The sequence below is a fragment of the Streptomyces sp. NPDC086766 genome, assembly GCF_044746005.1.
Classification (GTDB): domain Bacteria; phylum Actinomycetota; class Actinomycetes; order Streptomycetales; family Streptomycetaceae; genus Streptomyces.
On the sequence record NZ_JBIVBI010000008.1, the window covers coordinates 112,743 to 138,433 of the forward strand.

Annotated in this window: 21 protein-coding genes and 1 pseudogene; 7 read left to right on the top strand and 15 right to left on the bottom strand. The window is 73.9% G+C overall.

The annotated features are described in order from the left end of the window. Positions 1 to 188 precede the first annotated feature (188 nt). A complete protein-coding gene (locus ACIPM1_RS17350) occupies positions 189 to 1,229 on the top strand; it encodes a DUF2637 domain-containing protein (RefSeq protein ID WP_402435090.1) in 1,041 nt (346 codons plus the stop codon). A 193-nt stretch (positions 1,230 to 1,422) separates the two neighbouring features. Here the strand turns inward: ACIPM1_RS17350 and ACIPM1_RS17355 are convergent, their stop codons facing one another. From ACIPM1_RS17355 to ACIPM1_RS17365, 3 genes are all read right to left on the bottom strand, one after another. Next, positions 1,423 to 1,917 carry an ATP-binding protein gene (locus ACIPM1_RS17355; RefSeq protein WP_402435093.1) on the bottom strand — a complete coding sequence of 165 codons (495 nt, stop codon included), beginning with the start codon at positions 1,915 to 1,917 and terminating at the stop codon, positions 1,423 to 1,425. A gap of 449 nt (positions 1,918 to 2,366) precedes the next feature. Next, positions 2,367 to 4,109: a pyruvate dehydrogenase gene (locus tag ACIPM1_RS17360; protein WP_402435096.1), complete on the bottom strand. Its 1,743-nt coding sequence runs from the start codon at positions 4,107 to 4,109 to the stop codon at positions 2,367 to 2,369. A 64-nt stretch (positions 4,110 to 4,173) separates the two neighbouring features. Further along, entirely contained in the window at positions 4,174 to 6,324 is a 2,151-nt protein-coding gene (locus tag ACIPM1_RS17365; protein ID WP_402435098.1) for a protein phosphatase 2C domain-containing protein, read from the bottom strand. 569 nt (positions 6,325 to 6,893) lie between these two features. Here ACIPM1_RS17365 and ACIPM1_RS17370 point away from each other — a divergent pair. From ACIPM1_RS17370 to ACIPM1_RS17380, 3 genes are all read left to right on the top strand, one after another. Next, positions 6,894 to 7,883, top strand: coding sequence for a helix-turn-helix domain-containing protein (locus ACIPM1_RS17370; protein ID WP_402435101.1), 990 nt, complete (start codon positions 6,894 to 6,896; stop codon positions 7,881 to 7,883). Positions 7,884 to 7,988: 105 nt separating this feature from the next. After that, entirely contained in the window at positions 7,989 to 8,471 is a 483-nt protein-coding gene (locus ACIPM1_RS17375) for a DUF456 domain-containing protein (RefSeq protein ID WP_402435104.1), read from the top strand. 107 nt (positions 8,472 to 8,578) lie between these two features. Beyond that, positions 8,579 to 8,947 (top strand): PPOX class F420-dependent oxidoreductase, encoded by a 369-nt coding sequence (locus ACIPM1_RS17380; RefSeq protein ID WP_356194382.1) that lies wholly within the window; start codon positions 8,579 to 8,581, stop codon positions 8,945 to 8,947. A 78-nt stretch (positions 8,948 to 9,025) separates the two neighbouring features. Here the strand turns inward: ACIPM1_RS17380 and ACIPM1_RS17385 are convergent, their stop codons facing one another. The 3 genes from ACIPM1_RS17385 to rsgA all read right to left on the bottom strand — a co-directional run bounded on the left by ACIPM1_RS17385 (position 9,026) and on the right by rsgA (position 12,225). Then, a complete protein-coding gene (locus ACIPM1_RS17385; RefSeq protein ID WP_402435489.1) occupies positions 9,026 to 9,556 on the bottom strand; it encodes a methylated-DNA--[protein]-cysteine S-methyltransferase in 531 nt (176 codons plus the stop codon). A 56-nt stretch (positions 9,557 to 9,612) separates the two neighbouring features. After that, on the bottom strand, positions 9,613 to 11,013 hold the full coding sequence (locus ACIPM1_RS17390; RefSeq protein WP_402435107.1) for a bifunctional transcriptional activator/DNA repair enzyme AdaA: 1,401 nt from the start codon (positions 11,011 to 11,013) through the stop codon (positions 9,613 to 9,615). 96 nt (positions 11,014 to 11,109) lie between these two features. Beyond that, positions 11,110 to 12,225 (bottom strand): ribosome small subunit-dependent GTPase A, encoded by a 1,116-nt coding sequence (gene rsgA / locus ACIPM1_RS17395; protein WP_402435110.1) that lies wholly within the window; start codon positions 12,223 to 12,225, stop codon positions 11,110 to 11,112. 453 nt (positions 12,226 to 12,678) lie between these two features. On the opposite strand from rsgA, the gene ACIPM1_RS17400 reads away from it, so the two are divergent. Both ACIPM1_RS17400 and ACIPM1_RS17405 read left to right on the top strand, forming a co-directional pair. Beyond that, positions 12,679 to 12,882 carry a cold-shock protein gene (locus ACIPM1_RS17400; RefSeq protein ID WP_023544341.1) on the top strand — a complete coding sequence of 68 codons (204 nt, stop codon included), beginning with the start codon at positions 12,679 to 12,681 and terminating at the stop codon, positions 12,880 to 12,882. 87 nt (positions 12,883 to 12,969) lie between these two features. Continuing rightward, entirely contained in the window at positions 12,970 to 14,748 is a 1,779-nt protein-coding gene (locus ACIPM1_RS17405) for a DEAD/DEAH box helicase (protein ID WP_402435113.1), read from the top strand. Positions 14,749 to 14,902: 154 nt separating this feature from the next. Here the strand turns inward: ACIPM1_RS17405 and ACIPM1_RS17410 are convergent, their stop codons facing one another. Both ACIPM1_RS17410 and ACIPM1_RS17415 read right to left on the bottom strand, forming a co-directional pair. Beyond that, positions 14,903 to 16,366 (bottom strand): cellulose binding domain-containing protein, encoded by a 1,464-nt coding sequence (locus ACIPM1_RS17410; protein ID WP_402435116.1) that lies wholly within the window; start codon positions 16,364 to 16,366, stop codon positions 14,903 to 14,905. Positions 16,367 to 16,567: 201 nt separating this feature from the next. After that, entirely contained in the window at positions 16,568 to 17,887 is a 1,320-nt protein-coding gene (locus ACIPM1_RS17415) for a radical SAM protein (protein ID WP_402435119.1), read from the bottom strand. 223 nt (positions 17,888 to 18,110) lie between these two features. Between ACIPM1_RS17415 and ACIPM1_RS17420 the strand changes: the two are divergent. Then, a pseudogene (locus ACIPM1_RS17420) lies at positions 18,111 to 19,353 on the top strand (D-arabinono-1,4-lactone oxidase). A 70-nt stretch (positions 19,354 to 19,423) separates the two neighbouring features. Here the strand turns inward: ACIPM1_RS17420 and ACIPM1_RS17425 are convergent. From ACIPM1_RS17425 to ACIPM1_RS17455, 7 genes are all read right to left on the bottom strand, one after another. Then, positions 19,424 to 20,224 carry an enoyl-CoA hydratase/isomerase family protein gene (locus ACIPM1_RS17425; RefSeq protein WP_402435122.1) on the bottom strand — a complete coding sequence of 267 codons (801 nt, stop codon included), beginning with the start codon at positions 20,222 to 20,224 and terminating at the stop codon, positions 19,424 to 19,426. Further along, on the bottom strand, positions 20,221 to 21,486 hold the full coding sequence (locus tag ACIPM1_RS17430; RefSeq protein WP_402435125.1) for a cytochrome P450: 1,266 nt from the start codon (positions 21,484 to 21,486) through the stop codon (positions 20,221 to 20,223). The genes ACIPM1_RS17425 and ACIPM1_RS17430 overlap by 4 nt, the downstream gene beginning before the upstream one ends. Positions 21,487 to 21,588: 102 nt before the next feature. Beyond that, positions 21,589 to 22,890, bottom strand: a complete 1,302-nt coding sequence (locus ACIPM1_RS17435; RefSeq protein ID WP_402435492.1) for a cytochrome P450 — start codon at positions 22,888 to 22,890, stop codon at positions 21,589 to 21,591. A gap of 98 nt (positions 22,891 to 22,988) precedes the next feature. Continuing rightward, entirely contained in the window at positions 22,989 to 23,591 is a 603-nt protein-coding gene (locus tag ACIPM1_RS17440) for an ATP/GTP-binding protein (RefSeq protein ID WP_356184525.1), read from the bottom strand. Then, on the bottom strand, positions 23,566 to 23,940 hold the full coding sequence (locus tag ACIPM1_RS17445) for a DUF742 domain-containing protein (RefSeq protein WP_402435128.1): 375 nt from the start codon (positions 23,938 to 23,940) through the stop codon (positions 23,566 to 23,568). The genes ACIPM1_RS17440 and ACIPM1_RS17445 overlap by 26 nt, the downstream gene beginning before the upstream one ends. Next, positions 23,937 to 24,338 (bottom strand): roadblock/LC7 domain-containing protein, encoded by a 402-nt coding sequence (locus ACIPM1_RS17450; protein ID WP_356184518.1) that lies wholly within the window; start codon positions 24,336 to 24,338, stop codon positions 23,937 to 23,939. Before ACIPM1_RS17450 ends, ACIPM1_RS17445 begins: the two co-directional genes overlap by 4 nt. Next, positions 24,335 to 25,540, bottom strand: coding sequence for an ATP-binding protein (locus tag ACIPM1_RS17455; RefSeq protein WP_402435131.1), 1,206 nt, complete (start codon positions 25,538 to 25,540; stop codon positions 24,335 to 24,337). Before ACIPM1_RS17455 ends, ACIPM1_RS17450 begins: the two co-directional genes overlap by 4 nt. Positions 25,541 to 25,691: the final 151 nt, after the last annotated feature.

Sequence of the window (25,691 nt, forward strand, 5' to 3'; positions counted from 1 at the left end):
GAACCATCCGTGCGGGTAGTCTTATTCGAACTCAACTCCCGCCGCTCAAGCGGCAGTTCGAGCAAAACGCTGCCCTGGGCATCCCCTTGCGCTTCCTTGGCGGCCTCTTGCCCCGAAACCCCCTGAGGCGCGGCGGGATTGGGCCACTATGGCGGGCGTTACGCCCTATCCCAATGCAAGGGACCCAGATGAGATTGACCGACATATCGCTGAACTGGCTGCTTCCGGGCGCCGTACTGCTCCTGGGCATGCTGGCGGCGGTTGCGGTGCTCGCGCGCGGCAAGCGCTCCTCCGGGGAGAAAGCGAGCGCGGACGACTCGTGGGAGCGCAGCGAGGAGCGCCGCAGGCGGAAGGAGGCCGTCTACGGCACGGCCTCCTACGTGCTTCTGTTCTGCTGTGCGGCGGTCGCCGCCGCACTCTCGTTCCACGGCCTGGTCGGCTTCGGCCAGCAGAATCTCGGCCTCACCGACGGCTGGGAGTACCTGGTGCCGTTCGGGCTGGACGGCGCGGCGATGTTCTGTTCCGTGCTCGCGGTGCGCGAGGCCAGCCACGGTGACGCGGCGCTGGGCTCCCGGATACTCGTGTGGACGTTCGCGGGCGCCGCGGCCTGGTTCAACTGGGTGCACGCGCCGCGGGGCCTGGGACACGCGGGCGCCCCGCAGTTCTTCTCCGGCATGTCCCTGTCCGCGGCGGTGCTGTTCGACCGCGCGCTGAAGCAGACCCGCCGGGCCGCGCTGCGCGAGCAGGGGCTGGTGCCGCGTCCGCTGCCGCAGATCCGTGTGGTCCGCTGGATGCGGGCGCCCCGCGAGACCTACAAGGCCTGGTCGCTGATGCTGCTGGAGGGCGTGCGCAGCCTCGACGAGGCGGTCGAGGAGGTCCGCGAGGACCAGCGCCAGAAGGAGGAGAACCGGCGGCTGCGGCGCGAGCAGCAGCGTGTCGAGCGGGCGCAGCTCAAGGCCATCAGCCGCGGGCACCGCGGCTTCGTCGGGCGCGGCGGCCGGCAGGTCGAGACGCAGGCCCTCGAGCGGGGCTCCTCTCAGGTCACCGCGGAGCCTGCCATATCCGCGACGGAACAGCTGCCCGTGCGCGCGCGTCCCTCCCTGCAGCCCGTCCGCAAGGCCTCTGACCCGATCACCGTCGACCTCACCGCGGAGGACGACACGATGGCCCTGCCGCGTCTGGACTCGCTGGAGCGCAAACTCAAGGATCTGGAGCAGCAGTTCGGCTGAGGCCGGGCCACGGCCACGGCTGCCGCACGGCCCGCCGGGTCCGGCGCACGGCCACGGAGCGAAGGGGCGCGTCCCGCGCGGGACGCGCCCCTTCGCTGTCCCCGCACACCGATCGCGGCCGTCCCCCGAGCACCTCACCGGTCGCCCGCCGGGAACCGGCCGAGGACCGGTCAAGGACCGGCCGAGGCTCGCATCAGGCCGCTTCCGCGCCCAGTTCGAACCATACGGACTTGCCGACCCGGTGCGTACAGACTCCCCAGGCGTCGGCGAGGGACTGCACCAGCACCAGGCCCCGGCCGTGCGTGTCCTCGTCGGCGCCCGGCAGACGGAGCCGCGGCCTGCGGGACACGAAGTCCCTGACCTCCACGCGCAGTCCGCGCGGTGACACGGTGGCCGTCAGGATCGCGTCGTCGTCGGTGTGGACGAGCGCGTTGGTGACGAGCTCGCTGGTGAGCAGTTCCGCGACCGCCGTGGTGCCCGGCTTCCCCCAGTGCCGCAGCAGTGCGCGCAGTTCCCGGCGCGCCTCGGGGACCGCCCCCAGGTCGGCCCGCCCCAGTCTCCGCCTCAGCTGGGGTGCCGCGGCCCGATCCGTGGCGCCGTCGTCCTGGTCCTCCGCCACTTCCTCCACCGTCTGAGCCGAGGAGGCCCCGATCGTCCCGGGACCGCCCCCTCGTGCCTGCCTCTTCATGACCCCCGCCCGCGCGCCGATGTCGGTTCCCCCAGCTCGAACACGTTCACGCCGGATGCATGCCCCGGGGCACACACGCCGAGTCATCCCGCCGCGTCGACGCCCAGGTGTTCGGCCACCACCGCGACACGCCGCGGGCCGCCGGGGCAAAGACGCCGACCGGCCGGCCGAGGCCCTGGATTCCCCGCCCCGGTCCCCACGGCTACAGCTCCCGGGGGTGGACGACCGGACGACATGGGCCCAACTACCGACCGGCGTCTGCCGATTCCGCCGTAGCCGACGGGGGCCGACCGCCCGGCGCGGACGCCCCGGCCGGCCGGTGACGCGAGTCCGGGCACGGCGCGGCCGCTCGCGCAACCCGGCTCGCCGACGGGGAAGTTGGCCGAAGTACGACGGTCGTGAGCCGGTGCGGAGGCGCCGGACCCGTCGGTCCGGCGGACGCGCGGGGATCACGGACGCGGCACATTGCGCAGGTTGGACCGGGCCATCTGCACCATCCGGCCGACGCCGCCCTCCAGCACGACCTTGGAGGCCGACAGCGCGAAGCCGGTCACCATCTCGCGGCGGATCTTCGGCGGGATGGACAGGGCGTTGGGGTCGGTGACGACGTCGACGAGTGCCGGGCCCTTGTGTCCGAAGGCGTCCTTCAGGGCTCCGGCGAGCTGCTTGGGCTTCTCCACCCGGATCCCGTGGGCGCCGCAGGCGCGGGCGACGGCGGCGAAGTCCGGGTTGCGGTTCGTCGTGCCGTAGGCGGGCAGGCCCGCGACCATCATCTCCAGTTCGACCATGCCGAGGGAGGAGTTGTCGAACACCACCACCTTCACCGGCAGTCCGTACTGCACCAGGGTCAGGAAGTCGCCCATCAGCATGGAGAAACCGCCGTCGCCGGACAGGGAGATCACCTGGCGGTCCCGGTCGGTGAACTGGGCACCGATCGCCATCGGCAGGGCGTTCGCCATCGAGCCGTGGGAGAACGAACCGATGATGCGGCGGCGGCCGTTGGGCGAGAGGTAGCGGGCCGCCCAGACGTTGCACATACCGGTGTCGACGGTGAACACCGCGTCGTCGTCGGCGACTTCGTCCAGCACGGAGGCCACGTACTCGGGGTGGACGGGGAGGTGCTTCTCCACCTTCCGTGTGTAGGCCTTCACCACGCCCTCGAGCGCGTCCGCGTGCTTCCTGAGCATCTTGTCGAGGAAGCGCCGGTTCTCCTTGGTCCGCACCCGCGGGATGAGACAGCGCAGGGTCTCCTTCGCGTCGCCCCACACGGCGAGGTCGAGCTTGGAGCGGCGGCCGAGGTTCTCCGGCCGGACGTCGATCTGGGCGATCTGCACGTCGTCCGGCAGGAAGGCGTTGTACGGGAAGTCGGTGCCGATCAGGATCAGCAGGTCGCACTCGTGGGTCGCCTCGTAGGCGGCGCCGTAGCCGAGCAGGCCGCTCATGCCGACGTCGTAGGGGTTGTCGTACTGGATCCACTCCTTGCCGCGCAGCGCGTGCCCGACCGGGGACTTGATCTTCCCGGCGAGCTCCATCACCTCGGCGTGCGCGCCCGCCGTGCCGCTGCCGCAGAACAGGGTGACCCGGTCGGCCTCGTCGATCATCTCGACCAGCTTGTCGATCTCCGCGTCACCGGGGCGGACGCTCGGCCGGGAGGTGACGATCGCGGTCTGGGCGGCCTTCTCCGGCGCGGGCTGGTCGGCGATGTCGCCGGGCAGGGACACCACGCTGACCCCGCGGCGCCCGACCGCGTGCTGGATGGCGGTCTGCAGCAGCCGCGGCATCTGCCGCGGGTTGGAGATCAGCTCGCTGTAGTTGCTGCACTCGCTGAACAGGCGGTCCGGGTGGGTCTCCTGGAAGTAGCCGAGGCCGATCTCGCTGGAGGGGATGTGCGAGGCGAGGGCGATCACCGGCGCCATCGAACGGTGGGCGTCGTAGAGCCCGTTGATGAGGTGCAGGTTGCCGGGGCCGCAGGAGCCGGCGCAGGCCGTCAGCTTCCCGGTGATCTGTGCCTCCGCGCCCGCCGCGAACGCGGCCGTCTCCTCGTGGCGGACATGGATCCAGTCGATGGCGGCGTTGCGGCGGACCGCGTCGACCACGGGGTTGAGGCTGTCGCCGACGACTCCGTAGAGGCGCTTCACGCCGGCGCGGACGAGGATGTCCACGAACTGCTCCGCGACGTTCTGCTTGGCCATGGTTCCCGGTTCCCCTTCGGTTTCTGCGGATCCCTCTGGGTCCATGAATCCACAGCCGCCGCGCTCACGCCTCCCACACGGCGGCGGCCGTACGGTCGTCCGCGTAGCCCTTGACCCGGACCTGGGCGTCCGCCAGGAAGGAGGCGAGGCCGGGCGGATGAGGGCCGGACCACCGGCGCTTCAGGTACGCGGACAGTTCCGGCTCGCCGCGCAGCGGCTCGGCCAGACCGCCGGTGCACATCAGGAACGTGTCACCCGGCCGGGCTACGGAGGCGCGGAAGCGGAAGGGGTCGCGGGGCGGCTGCGGGTCCGGTTCGTACGGGCTCGGCGGGGTGCTGACGCCGAAGTCCATGGTGAGCCGGTCGCCGTCCGGCGTCTCGGCCGGCCGCGCCCCGAAGCCGGCCACGGCGTCGCCGGCCGTCTCGGACACCCGCGGCTCGATGTCCTGCCACTCCCCGTCCCGCAGCCGGAACAGCCCGCCCGCGCCGACGCCGAAGAAGACGCGCGTACGGCAGTGCGGGTCGGCGGGCAGGAGCAGGCAGCGCAGCGTGGCCGTGTACTCCTCCGGATCGATGCCCTGTTCGACGGCGCCGGCCCGGAGTCTGCCGAGGCTGCGGTCGGTGAGGCGGTGCAGCCCGGACTTCAGGTCGCCGCGGCGGGCGGCCCGGATGTCCTCGGCGAGCCGGCCGTGGCTGCGGCCCACGGCCTGCGCGATCCACTGGCACGCCTCGGTGGCGGCGCGGTGCGCTCCCGGGGTCGCGCGGGCGCCCGTCGCCATCGCCACCAGCACCAGCGCCTGCTCGCCAGCGCCGAACCGCGCGGTGAGCAGGGCGTCCCGGCGCGGTTCGCCCCGGTAGCGCGCGGAGTCCCCCCGGACGGAGACCGCCCGCACGGTGCAGGCCCCGTAGCGCGCCCCGTCCAGCACGGTGTCCGGCACCAGATCGTCGAGCGCGTCGGGGTCGGCGAGCGGGAGCGCGGTCGGCTCGGCGTCGTAGGTGGGCGGGCGGGTGCCGACGTAGTCGACGGGGGTGGCGTAGTCGGCGGGGAGGACGAAGTCGGCGGGGTGCGCCTGCTCGACGGGGGCGGAGGGGGCGTCCGGTGAGGCGGGGTGGGAGATCGACGGGGCTTCGGGGCGGCTGGGCACGGCGGCGGGTGAGGCGTCCTCGCGGCTCCGTCCGGGGGCGGGCACGGCCTCGTCGGCCGCAGTGGCGGGCGGTACGTCGGGACGGGGCGGCGGCGGGCTCGGCGGGGCGGAGGCGCCGCGGTCGTCGGCGGACGCGCCGGGCCCGGCGCCGGGGCGCGGCGGCACGGGAGGCGGCGGGGGCGCGGAGGGTAGCGGGGGTGCCGGGGGCTGCGCGGGTGCGGGCGGCTGCGGGGGCGTGGAGGGCTGCGCGGGGGCGGCCTGGGACGAGGGAGCGGGCGCGGAGGGCGTTCGGGGGTCCGAGGGAGGAGAAGCGGCGCCCGCGGGGGACGGAGGAACCCCTGGGGGCGGAGGCGGTGCGGCAGGGGGTTGCGGGACCCCGGAGGAGCGCGTGGACGGTGGGGGCGGAGCGGCAGCGGGGGGCGTCGGCGCGGCGGGGTCCGAGGGCGTGTGCGCGCCTGTCCCGGACACCGTGGGGCTGCCGGGAGCTCGGTCGGTGGGGCCGGAGGGCGTATGCGCGCCTGTCCCGGACACCGTGGGGCTGCCGGGAGCTCGGTCGGTGGGGCCGGAGGAACCGGCGGGCGGACGCGTCTCGCCCGGTCGGCGGGAGGCGCGGTCGGCGGGGCGGGGCGGCTCGGCGGGCGGGCGTCCCACGTCGGGTCGCCCGGAGTCGCGGCCGACGGCCTCCGGCTGCTGTGGCGCGTCCGGGAAGGCGGCCGGTACGGGCGGCGCGGCCCGACGCACCTCCCCGGGGGCGCGCTGCCACCAGTCCGGGCCGGGGCCCGACGGTGCGTCCCCAGGGGCGTCCGGGCCGGAGGGACCGCGGTCCGTCGAGCTGTACGTCCCGGGGGCGCCGGCGGGCCGGGAGGCGGGCGGGGCCGCGTCCTCCGGGGCCGCTTCCCCGGTGTGCGCGGCGCGCGGCGGCACGTCCAGCGTGCCCGCCGCCGAGGCGTACCGGTCGTCCAGGGAGTCCCCCGCGGCCGTGGGCCCGGTGTCCTCCGCGCAGTCGTCCTCGTACAGCTGCTCCCACCAGTCGTCCCCCGGACCGGTGGGCCTTCCCCCCTGCTGGCTCATGCCCCAATTTTCCACCGCACGGGCCGCATGAAAACGGCGCATCCGGAAAATCCGGTGGGCGCCCGCCTTTCGAACGGCGTGTCGGGCCATGCGTCGAACTGCCGTACGAAACAGGGCCGCCGGGCGGTCCCACCCCCCACGGGAGGACCGCCCGGCGACGCCGGAGTGACCCGGTCCGGCTTTTTCGGGTGCCGTCGCACCCCCGGGCCCGGATCACGCTCTGGGTACCGTCCGCGCCGCTGGGCGGGCGGACGGCCGAAACACCGTCGTCCGGGTCACCCGCCGAGTGGGGCCCGCCCCACCGGGAACCCGCTCTGCGGGCCGGGTTCGCGGTCGGTCCGGATTCCGCGTGTGGCCGACATCCGCGCAGGCCACACGCTTTCGGCTGGACAGGTCGGGTGCCGTCGACGCTTCGGTGGCGCCACCTTGTCAGAGGGACGGGTGCTACGGCGATGATGGGCCGAGGCGGGTTTGCGCCGTGGCTGTTTTCCGCCACCACGGCCACCAGGCCCGCCACGCCGCCCCGGGGGGCCGAACCCCGGTGGCCGGAAGGGGAGGAACGAGAGCTGATGCTGGCTGCGATAGGCCTGGACGAGACGCACGAGTCGGCGTACCGGGCCCTGGTGTCCATGGGCGCCGCCGAGGTGCCCGATCTCGCGCGGCGCCTGATGCTCGGCGAGCACGACACCGAACGCGCGCTGCGCCGCCTGGAACGGCACGGACTCGCCGCCCAGTCCTCGGCCCGCCCCGGACGCTGGGTCGCGGCACCGCCCGGCGTGGCGCTGGGCGCGCTGCTCACCCAGCAGCGGCACGAGCTGGAGAAGGCCGAACTGGCGGCCGCGCTGCTGGCCGAGGAGTACCGGGCGGGCGCCGCGGAACCCGCCGTGCACGACCTGGTCGAGGTGGTCACCGGCGCCTCCGCCGTCGCGCAGCGCTTCCTCCAGCTCCAGCTGGGCGCCACCGAGGAGGTGTGCGCCCTGGTCACCGGCAATCCGGTCGTCGTCTCCGGATCGGAGAACGAGGCCGAGAAGCAGGCCGCGGCGCGCGGGGTCCGCTACCGGGTCGTGGTGGAACGGGCCGTACTGGACCGTCCGGGCGGCATCGCCGAGCTGACCGCGGCGCTCAGCCGCGACGAGCGGGTGCGGGTGAGGGACGAGGTGCCGACGAAGCTGGTGGTCGCCGACCGCACGCTGGCGATGGTGCCGCTCACCTCGCACGCCGCCGAGCCCGCGGCGCTCGTCGTGCACGCGAGTGGGCTGCTGGAGCTCCTGTACGGGCTGTTCGAGTCGGTGTGGCGCGGGGCGCTGCCGCTGAGCCTCGGGGCGTCCGGCGTCACCGAGCAGGGCCCGGACGGACCCGACGGCACCGATCTGGAGGTGCTCTCCCTGCTCCTGGCCGGCCTCACCGACGCGAGTGTCGCGAAGCAGCTCGACCTGGGCCTGCGGACCGTGCAGCGCCGGGTGAAGCGGCTGATGGAGCTGACGGGGGTGACCACCCGTCTGCAACTGGGCTGGCACGCGTACGAGCGCGGCTGGGTGGCCCGGGAACGCCAGGGCTGATCGCCACGGGCCCCCGCCGGCCCAGGATCGGCCGGGGGGCGGCGCAAACTCGGGCCGGGGCCGGGTTGGCCTGCGAGGATTCGGGTGCTCCGGCACTCTGGGCAGATGGGAGTGTGGGAGCTCCTGCTGGTCGGCCTGGTTCTCCTGGCCGGCCTGTGCGGAGTGCTGGTGCCCGGGGCGCCGGGGTCGTGGCTGGTGTGGGCCGCGGTCCTGTGGTGGGCGCTGACGGACCCTCAACCGGTGGCCTGGGGAGTCCTGGTGGGCGCCACCGGAGCGCTCCTCCTCTCCCAGGTGGTGCGCTGGGCCCTGCCGCCCCGCCGGCTGCGGGAGAGCGGCGCCACCCCGCGCATGGCCGTGTACGCCGGTGCCGGGGCCCTCGCCGGCTTCGTCCTCGTCCCCGTGCTCGGCGCGATCCCCGGATTCCTGGGCGGCGTCTACCTGCACGAGCGGCTGCGGCTGGGCCGGCACCGGGAGGCGATGGCGTCCCTGGGGACGGTGATGCGCTCGGGCGGGACCGGCGTACTGGTGGAGCTGTTCACCTGCCTGCTGATCGCGGCGGCCTGGCTGGGCGCCGTCGTCTGGGGCTGACCCCGGCTCGGGAACCACCCGCCCGGCCCAGCCCTCCCCCGCCGGCTCCGCGGCCCCGGGCCGACGTTCCGATGCGCCGAGGGACGTGGAAGTGCTTCGCTGGTGTCATGACCGACTTCACCGAGGCAGAGCGGGCGTACCTGAGGACGCAGCGGCTGGGGCGTCTGGCCACCGTGGACCCGCAGGGGCAGCCGCAGGCGAACCCCGTCGGCTTCTTCCCGCAGGACGACGGGACCATCCTGATCGGCGGCCACGCGATGGGCCGTACCAAGAAGTGGCGCAACCTGCGGCACAACCCGAAGGCCGCCCTGGTGGTGGACGACATCGCCGGCCTCGACCCGTGGCGGGTCCGCGGCGTCGACATCCGCGGCGATGCCGAACTCCTGGTCGGACCCCACGAGTTGGGCCCGCACTTCAGCGAGGAGGTGATCCGCCTGCATCCACGCCGGATCCACAGCTGGGGGCTGGAGGACTAATCCGGGAACGGGGGCGCCGAGGGTCCGGCGCGTCCAGGGCCGAGGCCGCACCGTCGTCGACGAGTCGGCCTCGGCCGGTCAGAGCGGTCGTGAGGGGCCGGCGGGCAGCGCCTCCTCCAGGGCGAGCAGCCGCACCTTCCGCTCCAGGCCGCCCGCGTAGCCGGTCAGGGTGCCGTCCGCGCCGATCACCCGGTGGCAGGGGCGCAGCACGAGGAGGGGGTTGGCGCCGATGGCTCCGCCCACGGCCCGCACGGCCGCGCGGGAGGCCCCGATGCGGGCGGCGATCTCGCCGTACGTCGTGGTGGCGCCGTAGGGGACGGTGTCGAGGGCGGCCCAGACCCGCTCCCGGAACGCGGTGCCGTGGGTGCGCAACGGCAGCCGGAACTCCTTGAGTTCACCGGCGAAGTAGGCCGCGAGCTGTTCCACGGCCGCGCGGAAGGGGCCGGGGTCGTGCCGCCAGGTGTCCGCGACCTCGCGGCCGCCCTTCTGGCCGGGCACGGACAGCGAGGTCAGGGCCCCGCTCGGGTCGGCGGTGAGGAGCAGCGGCCCGAGGGGGCTGTCGGTCCGCGTCCAGTAGGTGATGTCACTGCTCGTCAGGTTCGGGTTCATGTGGCTGCTCGTCGGGTTCGGGGTCATGTGGCTGCCCGTCGGGTTCGGGGGCGTGCTCATCGGATCTCCAACTCCCCTGCCTCACACAGGTGTCGTACGGCGTAGGAGCGCCAGGGGCGCCAGCTTTCGGGGGCGGTCACGCCGGGCGGGGCCACGTCGGGGTCGCCGAGGGCGCGGGTGCGGACGGCCGCGGCCGCGGCGGCGTCCAGGCCCGGCACGGCGAGCAGGGCCCGGTGCGCCTCGTCCCGATCGGCGCCCGCGTCCAGGCGTACGGTCCCGTCGGCGAGGGCGGCCGCCAGGGCACCCAGGGTGCCCTCCGGCTCGGCCTCGGCGAGGGCGCCCGGCTCGGGGAAGAGGTGGGTGAGGGTGCCGCTGGGAGCGTCCAGGGCTTTGCCGCAGCGCCGGACCAGCTCCGCGGCCTCGGCCGGACCCACCAGCGCCCGTACCGCGCTCTCCTCCGGATCGACGGCGCCGGGCGACCGCAGGCCCGGCCGGGCGGCGACCAGCGGGGCCAGCCGCGGGTCGGCGGCGAGCCGCTCGTCGACGGCGTACGGGTCGGCGTCGAGGTCGAACAGCCGGCGCAGCCGCTGTACGGCGGTCGTCAGGTCGCGCGGGTCGGTCAGGTGCAGCCTGGCCTCCAGCCAGCCGCCCGGACGGGCGCCGCCGGCGGCCCGCGGGGTGCCGGGCCGCTCGTCGACGGCGGCGATCCCGGTGCCGTACGGCAGGCGGAGGGTGCGCCGGTACGTCCGTGCGCCCGTGACGCCGCTCACCTCCTCGACCCCGGCCACGGCCTCCCGCTCCAGGAGGTCGAAGACGGGGCCGGACCGGTAGGGCCCGCGGTGGGCGAGGCGCAGCGGGATCCCGGTGGTGGGGGCGGCGGTGCGCCGGTCCCTGGTGCGGGGCGCGGCGGCGCGCAGCTCGCTGGGGGTGGCCGCGTAGACGGCCCGGACGGTGTCGTTGAACTGGCGCACGCTGGCGAACCCGGCGGCGAAGGCGATCCGGGTGACCGGCAGGTCGGTGGTCTGCAGCAGGACGCGCGCGGTGTGCGCCCGCTGGGCGCGGGCGAGCGCGACGGGACCGGCGCCGAGCTCGGCGGTGAGCTGTCGCTGGACCTGCCGGGCGCTGTAGCCCAGCCGTGCGGCGAGCCCGGCGACGCCCTCCCGGTCGATCACGCCGTCGCCGATCAGCCGCATCGCCCGGCCCACGGCGTCGGCCCGCACGTTCCACGCGGCGGAGCCGGGGACCGCGTCCGGGCGGCACCGCCGGCAGGCGCGGAAGCCCGCGGCCTGCGCGGCGGCCGCCGTGGCGAAGAAGCGCACGTTGGGCCGCCGCGGCGTGACGGCCGGGCAGCTGGGACGGCAGTAGATCCCGGTCGTCGCGACGGCGAAGAAGAACTCGCCGTCGAACCTGCCGTCCCGGCTGCGCACCGCCTCGTACCTGGTGTCCTCGTCTCTCACAGGGTCCAGTGTCCGCCCCCGGAGCGGGGTCGCGCTGGCGGATATCGGACATGGCGCTGACGAAGACGTACCAGGGTGGACGCGTACCAGGGCGGGTCAGGCGCGCCACCTCCCCCGCTTCGCGTCCATCGCCGCGCGGCCCTCGGCGCCCCGGCGCTTGAAGTCGCGCCGGATCTCGGCGCGCAGCCGGGCGTCGGTCTTGGCGACGATCCGCTGGTTCTCCCGCATGAGCTTGCGGTAGCTCGCCAGCCGCCGTTCCGGCAGGTCCCCGGCGTCGATGGCGGCCAGCACGGCGCAGCCGGGCTCCCCGGCGTGCGCGCAGTCGTGGAAGCGGCACCGCTCGGCCAGCTCCTCGATCTCGGAGAAGACCTGGCCCACTCCGCTCTCGGCGTCCCACAGGCCCACGCCCCGCAGTCCGGGGGTGTCGATCAGCACGCCGCCGCCCGGCAGGGCGAGCAGGTTGCGGGTGGTGGTCGTGTGCCGGCCCTTGCCGTCGACGTCCCGCGCGGCGTGGACGCGCATGACGTCCTCGCCGAGCAGCACGTTGGCGAGGGTCGACTTGCCCGTGCCGGACTGCCCGAGCAGCACCGACGTGCCACCGGAGACGACGGCGGCCACGGCGTCGAGCCCGGTCCCGGTCGTGGCGCTGACCGGCAGCACCGGCACGCCCGGCGCCGCGGTCTCCACGTCCTGGACGAGGTACGCCAGCCCCACCGCGTCGGGCACGAGATCGGCCTTGGTCAGCACGACCAGCGGCTGCGCCCCGGACTCCCAGGCCAGGGCGAGGAAGCGTTCGACGCGGCCGAGGTCGAGGTCGACGGCCAGCGACACGGCGACGAGCGCGTGGTCGACGTTGGCGGCGAGGATCTGCCCCTCGGACCGCTTGGAGGAGGTGGAGCGCACGAAGGCGGTACGGCGCGGCAGCACCGTCCGTACGTACCGCGGGTCGCCGCCCTCGGGGTCGAGGGCGACCCAGTCCCCCGTGCACACGACCTTCATCGGGTCGCGGGGGACGACGAACTCGGTGTCGGCGCGGACTTCACCGGCCGGGGTGACGACGTCGCAGAGGCCACGGTCGACCCGTACGACACGGCCGGGCAGCAGGCCCTGCTCGGCATGGGCGGCGAACTCCGCTTCCCAGCCCGCGTCCCAGCCGTAGACGGCGAGAGGGTGCGACGGAACAGAGGAAGCCGAAGGAGAGGAGAGATGCAACGGGAACCCTTCACAAGGGCGGCCCCGGCGCCGCGCGAGTCCGCGCGATGGGAAAGGTCAGCCGGAGGCCACGGAGGTGGAGTGAGTGAACTGCTGGTCGCGGGCAGCGCCCGTCACGGAGACAGTCATCGGTCACACCCCCTCTTCCTCGCACGGCCGGCAGCGGCAGCCGACGGCCGCCGCGAGAAGCGGTCCACAGCCTAGAGGGGCGCTCCCCCCGGGTGCCACCGCTTTTTTCGCGGGTTCCGGCTCTTTCGCGGGTCCCGCACGGTGAGGCCACCCGGCGGCGCCCCCAGGATCCGCCACGGGACGCCGAGCTGTGCTACGGTTTTCGAGTTGCAGTTGTGGTACCCATGAACTCATGTGCGCCTGACGGGAATGTTTCTCCTTCAGGCGCATTAGTTTTTCCCGGCATCTCCGGATGGGGCCTCTGCCTACAGAACGGAGAAGGTCATGGCACAGGGAACCGTGAAGTGGTTCAACGCCGAAAAGGGTTTCGGCTTCATCCAGCAGGACGGCGGCGGCCCCGACGTGTTCGCCCACTACTCGAACATCGCCACCCAGGGCTTCCGTGAGCTCCAGGAGGGCCAGCGGGTCTCCTTCGACGTCACGCAGGGCCAGAAGGGCCCGCAGGCGGAGAACATCGTCCCCGCCTGATCGCCGGACGCGTATCCGCTAGCCGGGGTCCGCACCGCCATGGTGCGGACCCCGGTTTGCGCTGTTTTCAGGAAGGCAGACAACCGCATGTCCCGCAGGCCCCAGAAGCCGAACCGGCGCGCCTCGTCACCCCCACCGTCCGTGTCGCCGCCCCGGGAGTTCCGGCTGCCGGAAAGCACGACACCCGCGCTTCCCGCCGTCGAGGACTTCGCCGGTCTGGACATGCCCGCGGGGCTGCTGAAGACCCTCACCGCGCAGGGCGTCACGGCCCCCTTCCCCATCCAGGCCGCCACGCTCCCCAACTCGCTCGCCGGCCGTGACCTGCTGGGACGGGGACGCACCGGCTCCGGCAAGACGCTGGCGTTCGGGCTCGCGCTCCTGGCCCGCACGGCCGGACTGCGCGCGGAGCCCAAGGCGCCCCTCGCCCTCGTGCTGGTGCCCACCCGTGAACTCGCCCAGCAGGTGACGGACGCGCTGACCCCGTACGCGACGGCGGTGAACCTGCGGCTGGCCACCGTGGTCGGCGGGCTGTCCATCACCAAGCAGGCCGGTGCGCTCCGGCGCGGCGCCGAGGTGCTGGTGGCGACGCCCGGCCGGCTCAACGACCTCGTGGAACGCGGGGACTGCGTGCTCGGCAGCGTACGCATCACGGTGCTGGACGAAGCCGACCAGATGACCGACATGGGCTTCCTGCCGCAGATCACCAAGCTGATCCAGCAGGTGCGTCCCGACGGGCAGCGGATGCTCTTCTCGGCCACCCTGGACCGCAACATCGACCGCTTGGTGCAGCGGTTCCTGACCGACCCCGTGGTGCACTCGGTGGACCCCGCGGCGGGGGCGGTGACCACCATGGAGCACCACGTGCTCCACATCCAGGACGAGACCGACAAGAAGGCCGTCACCACGCGCATCGCGGCCCGTGACGGCCGGGTCATCCTCTTCCTCGACACCAAGAGGTCCGCCGACCGGCTCACCAAGCGGCTCCTGGCCGTCGGCGTCCGCGCGGCGGCGCTGCACGGGGGCCGCTCCCAGCCGCAGCGCAACCGTACGCTGGACCAGTTCAAGAACGGCCAGGTCACCGCGCTGGTGGCGACGAACGTGGCCGCCCGGGGCATACACGTCGACGACCTCGACCTCGTCGTGAACGTCGATCCGCCCACCGACCACAAGGACTACCTCCACCGGGGCGGACGCACGGCCCGCGCCGGCGGCTCCGGCAGCGTGGTCACGCTGGTCCTGCCCGAGCAGAAGCGGGACGTCACCCGGCTCATGTCGGACGCGGGCATCCGCCCCCGGACGGCCCGCGTCAAGTCGAGCGACGCGGAACTGGCCACCATCACGGGCGCCCGCGAACCGTCCGGTGTGCCCGTCACCATCGAGGTCCCCCAGCCGGCGGCACCGACGGCGTCCCGCCCGGACCGGAAGGCCGGCTCCGAGCGCGGCGGGCGGTCCGGCCGAGGGCGCCGCACCGGCGGCGGAGCCGGAGCGGCGGCAGCCGCTGCCACCGGGACGGGTGGCCGGGGTGCGGACCGCCGGGCCACGGGCGGGGCGGCAGCGGCAGGCGGCACGTCCACGGCCGGCGGGCGCGGTTCCGCCCGGCGGGCGGGAGCCGCCGGGGCCACGGGCGCCGCCGGCGCGGACGGCCGCGGTTCCGGCCGCCGGGCCGCGGCCGGTGCGGCGAACGGCGCCGCGAACGGCGCCGCCTCCGGCAAGAACGGCCGCGGATCCCGCCGAGGAGCGGCGTCCGGCGGAGCCGTGGGCGGCGCCGCCGCCGCCGACCGCCGGGGCGGACGCCGCCCCTCGGGCGGTGGATCGGCTCACGGCCGGACCCCGGGCGCCAAGAACGGAAAGCGGGGCGCGGCGTAGCGTCGGCGCCGGGGTTCCGCCCCGGCCGGGCCCACCGCCGGAGCCCCGCTGCCCGGCCGGGCGGTCCGGGCCGGGGCGAACGCGTCCGCCCATGCCTCGCCCCCGCCTCAGGGGGCGAGGCGGAGCAGGGCGAGGCGGCCGGGGCTTCCGGGGCTCAGGCGACCGCGCAGGCGTGCCCGTTGAGCGTGAAGTCGTCCGGTGGGGAGTTCTCGTCCTGCCAGGAGGCGATGAAGCCGAAGGAGAGCCGGCCGTGCGCGGGGACGGACCGGTTGTAGTCGGCGGCGGTGGCGGTGACGCGGGAGCCGTCCTGGGCGGCGGTCGCGTCCCACATCTGGCTGACGCGCTGGCCGTCGCGGTAGGTCCAGGCCACGCGCCAGGCGTCGAGGGCGCGGGCGGTGGTGACGGTGACGGCGGCCTCGAAGCCGTCGGGCCACTGGTTGACGACGTCGTAGTGGACGCGGCAGCCGGCCGGCTCGCCCGGCGCCGGGCCGGAGGGGCCGCCGCCCGCGGTGGAGGCGGTCGTGCCCTGGGGCTCCGGGTCGGGGTTCCCCGGGCCGGACCTGGTCCCCGTGCGGCTCGCCGACGGACCGTGGGAGGGGGAGGCGGAGGCGGGCGGCGTGGGACTCGGGGAGGGCAGCGAGAGGCCGGGGTCGGCGACCGGCCGGCGGTCGTCGTCGCCGCGCGCGGTGTCGGGCGCGGAGCCGCCGAACGGCATCATCGACACGGCCAGCGCCAGCGCCGAGAGCAGCACCGCCGCGGCGAGCAGGCCGCCCCGCACCACCTTGGCCCGGGCCGCGGCCTCCTGCGGCTCCCCGGTCCCGGTGTCCCGGGGCGCGGGGGTCCGGGCGCCCGGCGTCTCGGCGGCCCGGCGGCGTTCGAGGTAGGCGAGGCCGCCCCAGCCGATCACCCCGCCGGCGAGGGCCGCGGGCAGCCCGCCGCCGTGCACCCGGAGGCAGGCGGCGGCCTCGGCGCACTCGACGCAGGTGGCGAGGTGCCGTGAGAGGTCGCCGGGCGCCTCGGCGGCGGGCGAGCGCGTGACCGCGTCCAGCAGCCGGGCGTAGCTGCGGCACTGCGCGTCCATCGGGGTGTCGAGATGGGCACGGTGGCAGCGGTCCCGGAACAGGGACCGGACCTGGTCGAGTTCGTCGGCCGCGGTCCGCGGGTCGAGGCCGAGCCGGCGGGCCACGACGGGCAGCGGCAGGGCCTCCACCTCGGCGAGCCACAGCAGCGCCGCGTCCGGCTCCTGCAGGTCGCGCAGGCCGCGCAGCGCGAGCGGGCGGTGCAGCGGCGGGCCGGTGTGGCGGGCGGCCTTGCCGGAGTTGAGCCACAGCCGCAGGTCGGGGTCGAGCTTGTGGCCGAGGCCGCCGGACTCCCACGACGCGGCCGTGACGCGCACCGCGGTCAGCAGCAGCGGCGTCGCGGGCAGCCTGGGCACCCGGGAGGGTCCGGCGTCGGCGGCGCGGAACTCGCGCAGGCCCAGCGCGAAGGCCTCGGCGGCCAGTTGCCGCGCCGCGGCGGGGGCGGCCGTGCACAGGTCCGCGTAGGAGAGCACCGCGTCCCAGCATTCGGCGAACAGGGCGGCCTCGGTGGCGTCCTTGGTGCTCGGCAGGTCGGGCATGGGTCTCCTGCATCCACGGTCGAAGCCAACTCGCACTGTGCACAACGGAGTTGGGGAGCCTTGCGGAAGGGCCCGAGCCTTTCACGCCGGCGGCGCGACTGACAAGCGGCGTATTCAGATGTGCATGACGCGGACGGTGCCCCCTCAACTCCGCTCCGTAGTACGGACGAACGGCGCGCCCGTCTCACGGTGGCGGGAAACCTACACCTCCGTCGGCTCCCGCGCCGGGAGACTGTCCATGAAGGAGCTGACGGAGAACACCGCGCGGCCGGGTCCGGGCGGGCCGTAGCCGGGGGGCGAGGACAGGCCGAAGTCGTCCATCGTGGCGCGGTAGGCCTCCAGCAGCCGGATGTGGTACTCCAGCGGCGCGCCGTGCGGGTTGGCCTTGCCCAGCGGGGTCGTCGGCTCCGGGCACCAGGTGGTGAACCGGGGCGTGATGCCGTGCGACATGAAGAACCGCAGGCCCTCGGTGGTGGAGGCGATGGCCTCGTCGACGCTCGTGAAGCCGAAGGGCTCGGCCATCTCCACGCCCGCGACGAAGTTGGGGATGACATTGCGCGCGCCGAACACCTCGGCGGAGTCCAGGATGCGGCGGTGCCACTCGTCCCGGCCGACGTAGCGCTCCTTGCCGGGGCAGTACAGCTCGAACAGGCGGCGGTCCCACACCTCGTAGTTGGGGTGGTAGATCTGCACGCCGTAGTCCTTGAACCGCTGCACGTCGTCCTTGGGCAGCGCCTGGGCGACGACCTTGCCGATCCAGCGGCCGGGGAAGCGCTCCTCGATGGCCTTGGCGTACCGGCCGTAGAAGTCGGCCTCGTCGCGGCCGCCGACCGTCTTGGTGATCGCACCGCCGGTCAGGGTGTAGGCGGTGGACGCCTTCTGGGTGTCGTACCGGTCGATGATCTCCAGCGCCTCCAGGACCTCGTCCACGTCCTTGACGCCGGTGTAGGGGCGTCCGGCGGCCTTGTGCTGGCGCCAGTTGTGGTTGATGTCGCAGTACTGGCACTCCTCCTTGGCGCCGAAGTACTGGCAGACCCGGAAGACGGTGAGGTAGATCAGGTACCCCCACTGGATGGTCGGGGCGACCTCCATCACGGACTTCCCGTTGGACAGGGTGTGCCGGTAGTACTCGGGCATGGGCGGGACGCCGACATCGGCGATCCGCTTGCCGTCGAGGTAGAGCCCGAGCAGGCCCTCGCCGTCGGCGGCCACCCGGTACGGGGAGGCCGGATTCACCCGCACGGAGACGACGGTGCGCCGCAGGTCGTAGGGGCCGCCGGTGAGGATGATCTCCTCCGGCGGGCGGCGCAGCGCGGCCTCGCCCAGCTCGGGCAGGGTGCCGTGGTCGAAGGAGAAGATGAAGTACGACTTCGGCTTGACGTCCCCGTCGTCGTTGTCGCTCAGGGCGGACGGGTCGAAGGCCACACCGCCCCTGAGCAGGTCCTCCTTGAACACGGCCTCCCGCGGTACGTGCGGGAAGCGCTCCATCAGATCCTCGACCAGCGCGGTGCGGCTGCCCATCCCGTCTCTCCTCCTGGCTCGGACGTACGACTCCTCACGGTATGCCCCCGCCGGAGCGTCGGGCCTGCCGGGTCCCCCCCGGACCGCCGGCCCCGCACCGGCCCGACCGGCCCCGGACCGCCCCGCCGGCCCCGCACCGCCTGGCGGACCCCGGGGTGGGGCGCCGGCCGTCGGGTAGGTTTCCGGGGACGCGGGCCTCGACGCCACGGGGAGGGACGACACGATGACCGGGACCGTGACCAACTGGGCGGGGAACGTCACGTACACCGCCCAGGAGGTGCACCGGCCGCGCACGCTCGACGCGCTGCGGGCGCTGGTCGCGGCGAGCGGGAGGGTGCGCGTCCTCGGCAGCGGGCACTCCTTCAACGGGATCGCCGACCCCGGGGCCGGGGGCGTGCTGGTCTCGGCGGCCGCGCTGCCGGCCGAGGTGGAGGTGGACACAGCGGCACGCACGGTCCGGGTCGCCGGCGGGGTGCGGTACGCGGAGCTGGCCCGCCTGGTGCACGGGCGGGGGCTCGCCCTGCCCAACATGGCCTCGCTGCCGCACATCTCGGTCGCCGGGTCGGTGGCGACCGGCACCCACGGCTCCGGCGTCGGCAACGGGCCGCTCGCCTCGGCCGTGCGCGAGGTCGAGCTGGTCACGGCGGACGGCGCGACGGTCAGCGTCGGGCGCGGCGACGCCCGGTTCGGCGGTGCGGTCACCTCCCTCGGGGCGCTCGGCGTGGTCACCGCTCTCACCCTGGACCTGGAGCCGTCGTACGAGGTGGAGCAGCACCTCTTCACCGAGCTTCCCTTGAAGGGGATCGACTTCGAGGCGGTGGCGGGTTCGGCTTACAGCGTGAGCCTGTTCACCGACTGGCGCGGTCCGGGCTTCCGGCAGGTCTGGCTGAAGCGGCGCACCGACGAGCCGCTGTCCCCCTTCCCGTGGGCCGTGCCCGCCGGGGCCGCCTCATCCGGTGCCCGGGATGCCCGCTGAGCACTGCACCCGGCAGTTCGGCGTGCCGGGTCCGTGGCACGAGCGGCTGCCGCACTTCCGGGCGGAGTTCACCCCGAGCAGCGGCGCCGAGCTCCAGTCGGAGTACCTGCTGCCGCGCGGGCACGCGGTCGAGGCGCTGCACGCGCTCGATGGGATCCGGGAGACGGTCGCCGGTGTGCTGCAGACCTGCGAGGTGCGGACCGTCGCCGCCGACGAACAGTGGCTGAGCCCCTCCTACGGGCGGGACACGGTGGCGCTGCACTTCACCTGGGTGGCGGACACCGAGGCGGTGCTGCCGGTGGTGCCGCGGGTCGAGGAGGCGCTGGACGGCTTCGGCGCGCGGCCGCACTGGGGCAAGGTGTTCACCGTCGCCCCGGAGGTGCTCCGGACCCGCTATCCGCGGCTGGACGACTTCCGGCGGCTGGTCCGGGACCTCGACCCGTCCGGCACCTTCTCCAACGCCTTCGTACGGGACCTGCTCGGCGACTGAGGCCGTCCGCCGCCCCGCCCTCCCCCGAGGGGCCGGGCGGCGGGCGGCCCCGGCCCCGGGAGGGCGGCGGTCAGCCGCCCGCGCGGGCGTGGTGCAGCTCCGACACCACCGCCGCCATCAGCTCCGCGTCCAGGGCGGAGACGTCGGCCATGCGGGTCGCCGCGGACAGCGAGTGGAACAGCGTCTTGGTGACGCGCAGGGCCGCGGCCGGGCGCCGGGCGACGGGTCCGGCCCAGGCCGCGACCGCCGCGTCCAGCTCATGGGCCGGGACGGCCTTCTGCAGCACCGACAGGTGCACGGCCTCCTGAGCGGTGAACGAACGCCCGGTGAGGACCAGTTCACGCGCGCGGGCGGCACCGGCCTCGCTGACCAGGCGGGGCAGCACACCGCCCCACGCGGAGGGCAGCCCCAGGGCGAGCTCGGGCAGCCGGAAGGTCGCGTCGTCGGCCGCGACCCGCAGGTCGCAGGCGAGCGCCAGGGCGAGCCCCGCTCCCACGACCTTGCCGTGCAGACGGGCGATGGTGACGGCGGGGTTCTCGCCGAGCGCGTCGCACACGCGGCGGGCCTTGGCGCCGGACACCCGGACACCGCCGGCGCCGGAGTCGTGGGTGAGGTGCCGGGCGAACTCGCCTCGGTCCCCGCCGAGGCTGAAGTCGTCGCCGGCGCCGGCGAGGACGACCACCCGCACCGCCGGGTCCTGCTCGTGGAGGACCTCCAGGAGGTCGTCCAGCATGGCGTCGGTGACGACGTTACCCTGCTCGGGGACGTGGAGTTCGACGGTGAGGACGGGACCCTGCCGGTAGGTGCGCAGGGTCTTGAGTACGCGCTCTTCCGGGAGTGCCGGGAGCGTGCCGAGGGGCCGGGGGGTCATGTCGTCACTTTCAGGGAGGTGATCCGTCGGAAGACCATACGGCCGGCCGCGTAGGTGGGCGGCGCGGTGGGCCGGAGGGTGGGGAAGCGTTCCAGCAGCAGGGTGAGCAGCACCTTGACCTCCAGGCGGGCGAGAGCCGCTCCGAGGCAGTAGTGCGCGCCGCCGCCGAAGGTCAGGTGACTGCCGTTGCGCAGGACGTCGAAGACGTGCGGGTCCTCGTTGCGGCGCGGGTCGTGGTTCGCGGCGCCGTACAGGACGTGGACCATGGTGTCCCGGGCGACGGGGACCCCGGCGAGGACCGTGTCGTCGGCGGCGACACGGGTGTTGAGGTGCACGGGCGGGTCGTAGCGCATCACCTCCTCGACGGCGTCGTCGATGTGCTCGGGGTGGCGGCGCAGCCGGTCCAGCGTGGCCGGGTCCTGGGTGATGAGCCACACGGCGCTCGTCAGCAGGGTCGCGGTGGTCTCCAGGGAGGCCATGGCGACGAACATGGTCAGGTCGTAGAGCTCCCGGTCCGCTGTCGCGCGGTCGCCGGGGTAGAGGGCGTCGAAGTAGTGGATCCAGCCGGTGAGGGCGTCCTCGCCGGGGTGCGCGCGACGCTGCCGGACGAGTGCGGTGAAGAAGGACCGCATCTCCAGGGTGGCCTCGGCCGAGATCGCCAGCTCGCTCTTGGTGGGCAGCAACTCCTGCGCGTACACCTGACGGTGGGTGAAGTCGAGCATGTACGCGTGGTGCTCGGCCGGGATGTCCAGCCACTGACCGGTGGTGCGCACCGGCAGCCACTCGCTGACCGTGCGGACGAAGTCGGCCTCGCCGTGGGTACGCAGCCGGTCCTCCAGGTCGTCCAGGAGCGGCCAGGCCTGGGCGGCGATCAGGGGCCCGAGGGCTTCGAGGGTCCGGCGGTCGAAGGGGTTGCCCAGCGCTCGCCGTTGACACGTGTGAGCGGTCCCGTTGAGGCGGGGCAGCGTCCGTGTCATCTCGCGCGTGGCCACCGCCTGCCAGCGCTGGTTGCCCGGGTGGCGTTCCTGCCAGGCGAAGTCCGGCACCAGCCAGTTCCGGCCGCGCAGGACCTGGCTGCACGCCTCGAATCCGGTCACCAGATAACCGCCCCAGGGGGCGGGCACGACGTCACCCAGGGCACGCAATTCGGCCCAGAGCGGGAGGGGGTTGGCCTGCCCCTCGTCGGAACGCAGCCGACGGAGGAGGGAAATGACGGATCGGCGGTCGATGGTGGTACCGCGTATCTCGCCAACGGCGGTCACGCATGGCTCCTTCGGCTGGACGCTACCGTTACCGCCGGAACCTACCCTTCCCCTCTCCCCCGTCATGCGCCACTGTGTGTTGCTCCCGTCACATGCCGTGCATCAAACCCGGAAAATATCCAGGAAGTTGCTCCAGAAGCCCTTGCGCCGTGCGGGCTCCTGACGGGCCGTCGGGGTGGGGGCGGTGGGCAGCGGCTGCTCCGCCGCGGACGCCGTGCGGTTGCGCAGCGCGGACGCCATCCGGGTGGCCGGCGCCGGGCTGAAGGCGACCGGCAGCGCGACCAGGGCCCGGTGGAACGGGCCCGGACGCCACTGGAGTTGCTCCTCGGGCACGGCCAGCATCATGTCGGGCAGGGCGTTGAGGAGTCTTTCGACCGCGGTGGTCGCGATGACGCGCGCGGGGTCCTTGGCCGGGCAGGCGTGCGGGCCGGCGCCCCAGGCCAGGTGGGCGCCCTTGCTGTGGGTGCGGCGGGCCTCGGCCAGCGCCGGGTCGCTGTTGGCGGCGGCGAAGCTGATGACGACCGGGGTGTTGGCCTCCGCGACGTGGCCGCCCAGGTCGACGTCCTGCACCGGGTAGTGGGTGGCGTAGTTGGCGATCGGCGTCTGGTTCCACAGCACGTGGTCGAGCGCCTCCTCGATCAGCATGCCGCTGTCGCGGCCCGCCGTGCGCGGCGCCAGGAGCAGGAGCAGGGCGTTGCCGATCAGGTTGCGCTCGGGTTCGACGCCGGCGCCCATCAGCATGACGAGCTGGTCCTTGAGTTCCTCGTCGGTGAGCCCGGCCGGGTGCTGGATGAGCCAGGAGGTGACGTCGTCGCCCGGCTGGCGGCGCTTGAGCGCGATCAGCTCCATGAGGCAGGCGGTGAGCTCCTCGTTGGCGCGCATGACGTCCTTGAGGTCGAACAGCGCCGATATGGAGCTGGTCAGGGTGTCGCCGATGTCCGCCGGACAGCCGAAGATCTTGTTGAAGAGCAGCAGCGGCAGCAGCTTGGCGTAGTCGTTGAGGAGGTCCGCGCGGCCCCGCTCGCTGAACTGGTCGATGAGGTAGTCGGCGATCGGCTCGACGTCCCGGCGGATGCGGGTGATGTTGAGCCTGGCGAGGCTGTCGGTGACGGCCTTGCGCAGCCTGAGGTGCACCGCCCCGTCCGTGAACAGGCAGTTGGGCCGGTAGGCCATCATCGGCAGTACCGGGCTCTCCAGGCTGACGCGCCCCTCGTTGAGGGCCTTCCAGCGGCGGGCGTCCCGGGCGAAGAGCGTGGAGTTCTGCAGGACGCGCAGCGCCGTCTCGTGGCCGACGACCAGGGTGGCGTCCACGCCCGGGGCGAGTTCGACCGGGCCGGCCGGGGCCTGGGCGCGCAGTCGGTCGTAGACCGCCTGCGGGTCGGCAGCGAACGCGGCGTCGTGCATGGGGCATCCGCCGCCCGCGGGGGCGGACACTGTCTGACGGTCCATGGGATTCCTTTGCTGGCACCGGGACCCGAGGGCCCCGGCGGGGAGTGAGCGTGTCAGGCTGCGCGAGCGAGCAGGTGGCGGACCAGCGCGATCAGCGCCCCTCCGGAGGACTTCCGGTCGCGGGCGTCGCAGTAGACGACGGGGGTGTCGGGGAGCAGGTCGAGCGCCTCGCGCACCTCCGCCTCCTCGTACACCTTGTCCGGGTCGAAGGTGTTGACGGCGATGGCGTACTCGAGCCCGTAGCCCTCGACGAGGTCGATGACGGGGAAGGTCTCCTCCAGCCGGGCGGGGTCCACCAGGAGCAGCGCTCCCAGCGCCCCGCGGGCCATGTCCTCCCACAGCTGCATGAAGCGCTGCTGTCCCGGCGTGCCGAACAGGTACAGGACCAGTTCGTCGCTGAGCGTCAGCCGGCCGAAGTCCAGGGCGACGGTGGTGGTCTTCTTGTCCGTGACGCCGCGCAGGTCGTCCACGTGGACGGACGCCTGCGTCATCTTCTCCTCGGTGCGCAGCGGGGTGATCTCCGACAGCGAGCCGATGAAGGTCGTCTTGCCCACGGCGAAATGCCCTACGACCAGGATCTTGGCGGCGTTGGTCACCGCACTGGAGACGTAGATGGATCCAGCGGCCGTCTCAGCCGATGAAGGAGTGGAGTCCATGGAGAACCTTCTCGAGGATCGCTCTGTCAACGTTCTGGGCCCGGGGCGGCTCGGCTCGGCGCAGGAGGTGCCCCTGCTCGAATAAATCGGTCAGCAGCAGCCGTGCCACCCCTACCGGAAGGCCGAGGTGCCCGGCCACTTCGGCGACCGACAGGTAGCCGCCCGCGCACAGGTCCCAGATCGCCCGCACCTCGGGGCCGGCCCCCAGCGGAAGGGTCCGCTCGGGAGCCAGGGTGACCAGGGTGTGCAGGGCAAGGTCATCGGAGGCCGGCAGGCTCCGGCCGCCGGTGATGACGTAGGAGCGAACGAAGTCGCTGGTGACGGGCGCTTCCTCGCCGGGTGTCGTCATGCGCCGGCACCGTTGTCCGAGCGGGGCGCCACACTCATCGCCTTGCTGAGGGCGGCCACCGTCTTCTGCATCCGGAAGGACACCGCCTCCATGTCGACGTCAAGAGCGGTCGAGACGGCCAGGTAGGCGCCCTGGCCCGCGGCGATCAGGAAGATCCAGCCGCCGTCGTACTCCAGCAGCGTCTGCTTCCACACGCCGTGCCCGGCACCGACGAACCCGGCGACGGCGCGGCTGAGCGACTGCATGGAGCTCATCGCCGCGGCGTTCGTCTCCGCGTCGTCGCGCGTGATGTCGTCCGAGCGCTGCAGCAGCAGGCCGTCGCCCGAGACGAGGACCGCGTGGCGGGCTCCGCGTACCTCGAGCACGTCGTTCAGCACCCACGACAGGTCGGTGTTCACTGGTGGTCAGGTCCTTCCGTGGTGTTCGAGGTCCGCCCGAGCTGTGTCCCGCGCGCGAAGGCGCCGAGCCGCGAGGCCGTCACCTCGCTGTCCGGCTCGTCCGCCGGGTCGTCGGCGGAGGCCGCGGCGACGGGCGTGGGCACCACCGAGATGGGTCCCTGGCGGCGCCGGCGCTTGGGCAGACCGCCGGAGGTGGTGCCCACCACGTGGGAGGGGCCCACCGGGACCGGCGCCAGCCGCTGCGGCGCGGGCTCCTGGCCGGCGGGTTCCTGGGCTTCGGCCACGGGCGCGGGACCTCCGGCGGCGAGGAGAGTTTCGGGCACGCGGATCACGGCACGCACGCCCCCGTACGGGGACACCGAGCCGACGGAGACGGCGAAGCCGTACCGGGCGGCGAGCATCCCGCACACGGCGAAGCCGAAGCGGGGCGGGTCGCCGAGACCGGTGATGTCGACCGGTCCGTCGGCGGACAGCAGGACCTGCGCCCGGTCCTTGGTCTCCTGGTCCATGCCGAGGCCGGCGTCGTCCACGATGAAGCACACGCCCGTGGGGACGGCCTGGATGTTGACCTCGACCGGGGTTCCGGGGGCGCTGTAGTTCGTGGCGTTGTCCAGCAGTTCGGCGAGGACGACCGCGACCGGTTCCACGGCCTTGCTGGTGATGGAGACGTTGACCTGCGAGTGGACGCCGACCCGGTCGAAGTCCTTGATCCGGCCCTGGGCGCTGCGGGCGACGTCGTAGACGGTGGCGGCGCCGTCGCGCCGGCCCAGCCAGCCGCCGCACAGCACGGAGATGCCCTTGGCCCGGCGGCCGAACTGGCTGCCGGTGTGGTCGACCGACATCAGGTCGGCCAGGACCTCGGTGTCGTCGCCGTACTTCTTGAGCAGGTTGTCCAGAAGGACCTGCTGTTCCTCGGCGAGGGACTGCAGGGTGCCCATGGCGGACTTCAGCACCGCCTTGGTCGACGACTCCGCGTCGGCCCGGACGTCCGCGAGGTCGAGCTCGTGCTGGGTGCCGAGCGCGGCCATGTGCGTCCGCGCCTGGCCGAGTTCGGCGTGGGCGCGGCCCAGTCCGGTCTCCAGGTCGTTCTTCGTTCTTCGGAGCGCCATGTTGGTTCTCCGGGCGCGCAGCACTGCGACGACCGCAGCGGCAAGCACCACAAGCAAGATCCACAGCAGTGGATCCTGGATCAATGACGTCATGAGACTCTCTTCAAGTCGCATCGCGCCGGGAGCGGGCAGCCCAACGGTGCGGACGGCGGAGCCAGGCCCCGAACGGCCGCGGACCTACAGGCGGACCAGAAACCACTCCTTAGCGATGGGGCCTTCGAGACTGTCCCCCGTACGCGTTCAT

Excerpts from the sequence above, each read along its gene's own strand:
- ACIPM1_RS17350 (WP_402435090.1), top strand. The coding sequence starts at position 189 with ATGAGATTGACCGACATATCGCTGAACTGGCTGCTTCCGGGCGCCGTA.
- ACIPM1_RS17355 (WP_402435093.1), bottom strand. The coding sequence starts at position 1,917 with ATGAAGAGGCAGGCACGAGGGGGCGGTCCCGGGACGATCGGGGCCTCC.
- ACIPM1_RS17360 (WP_402435096.1), bottom strand. The coding sequence starts at position 4,109 with ATGGCCAAGCAGAACGTCGCGGAGCAGTTCGTGGACATCCTCGTCCGC.
- ACIPM1_RS17365 (WP_402435098.1), bottom strand. The coding sequence starts at position 6,324 with ATGAGCCAGCAGGGGGGAAGGCCCACCGGTCCGGGGGACGACTGGTGG.
- ACIPM1_RS17370 (WP_402435101.1), top strand. The coding sequence starts at position 6,894 with ATGCTGGCTGCGATAGGCCTGGACGAGACGCACGAGTCGGCGTACCGG.
- ACIPM1_RS17375 (WP_402435104.1), top strand. The coding sequence starts at position 7,989 with ATGGGAGTGTGGGAGCTCCTGCTGGTCGGCCTGGTTCTCCTGGCCGGC.
- ACIPM1_RS17380 (WP_356194382.1), top strand. The coding sequence starts at position 8,579 with ATGACCGACTTCACCGAGGCAGAGCGGGCGTACCTGAGGACGCAGCGG.
- ACIPM1_RS17385 (WP_402435489.1), bottom strand. The coding sequence starts at position 9,556 with ATGAACCCGAACCTGACGAGCAGTGACATCACCTACTGGACGCGGACC.
- ACIPM1_RS17400 (WP_023544341.1), top strand. The coding sequence starts at position 12,679 with ATGGCACAGGGAACCGTGAAGTGGTTCAACGCCGAAAAGGGTTTCGGC.
- ACIPM1_RS17405 (WP_402435113.1), top strand. The coding sequence starts at position 12,970 with ATGTCCCGCAGGCCCCAGAAGCCGAACCGGCGCGCCTCGTCACCCCCA.
- ACIPM1_RS17410 (WP_402435116.1), bottom strand. The coding sequence starts at position 16,366 with ATGCCCGACCTGCCGAGCACCAAGGACGCCACCGAGGCCGCCCTGTTC.
- ACIPM1_RS17415 (WP_402435119.1), bottom strand. The coding sequence starts at position 17,887 with ATGGGCAGCCGCACCGCGCTGGTCGAGGATCTGATGGAGCGCTTCCCG.
- ACIPM1_RS17425 (WP_402435122.1), bottom strand. The coding sequence starts at position 20,224 with ATGACCCCCCGGCCCCTCGGCACGCTCCCGGCACTCCCGGAAGAGCGC.
- ACIPM1_RS17435 (WP_402435492.1), bottom strand. The coding sequence starts at position 22,890 with ATGCACGACGCCGCGTTCGCTGCCGACCCGCAGGCGGTCTACGACCGA.
- ACIPM1_RS17440 (WP_356184525.1), bottom strand. The coding sequence starts at position 23,591 with ATGGACTCCACTCCTTCATCGGCTGAGACGGCCGCTGGATCCATCTAC.
- ACIPM1_RS17445 (WP_402435128.1), bottom strand. The coding sequence starts at position 23,940 with ATGACGACACCCGGCGAGGAAGCGCCCGTCACCAGCGACTTCGTTCGC.
- ACIPM1_RS17455 (WP_402435131.1), bottom strand. The coding sequence starts at position 25,540 with ATGACGTCATTGATCCAGGATCCACTGCTGTGGATCTTGCTTGTGGTG.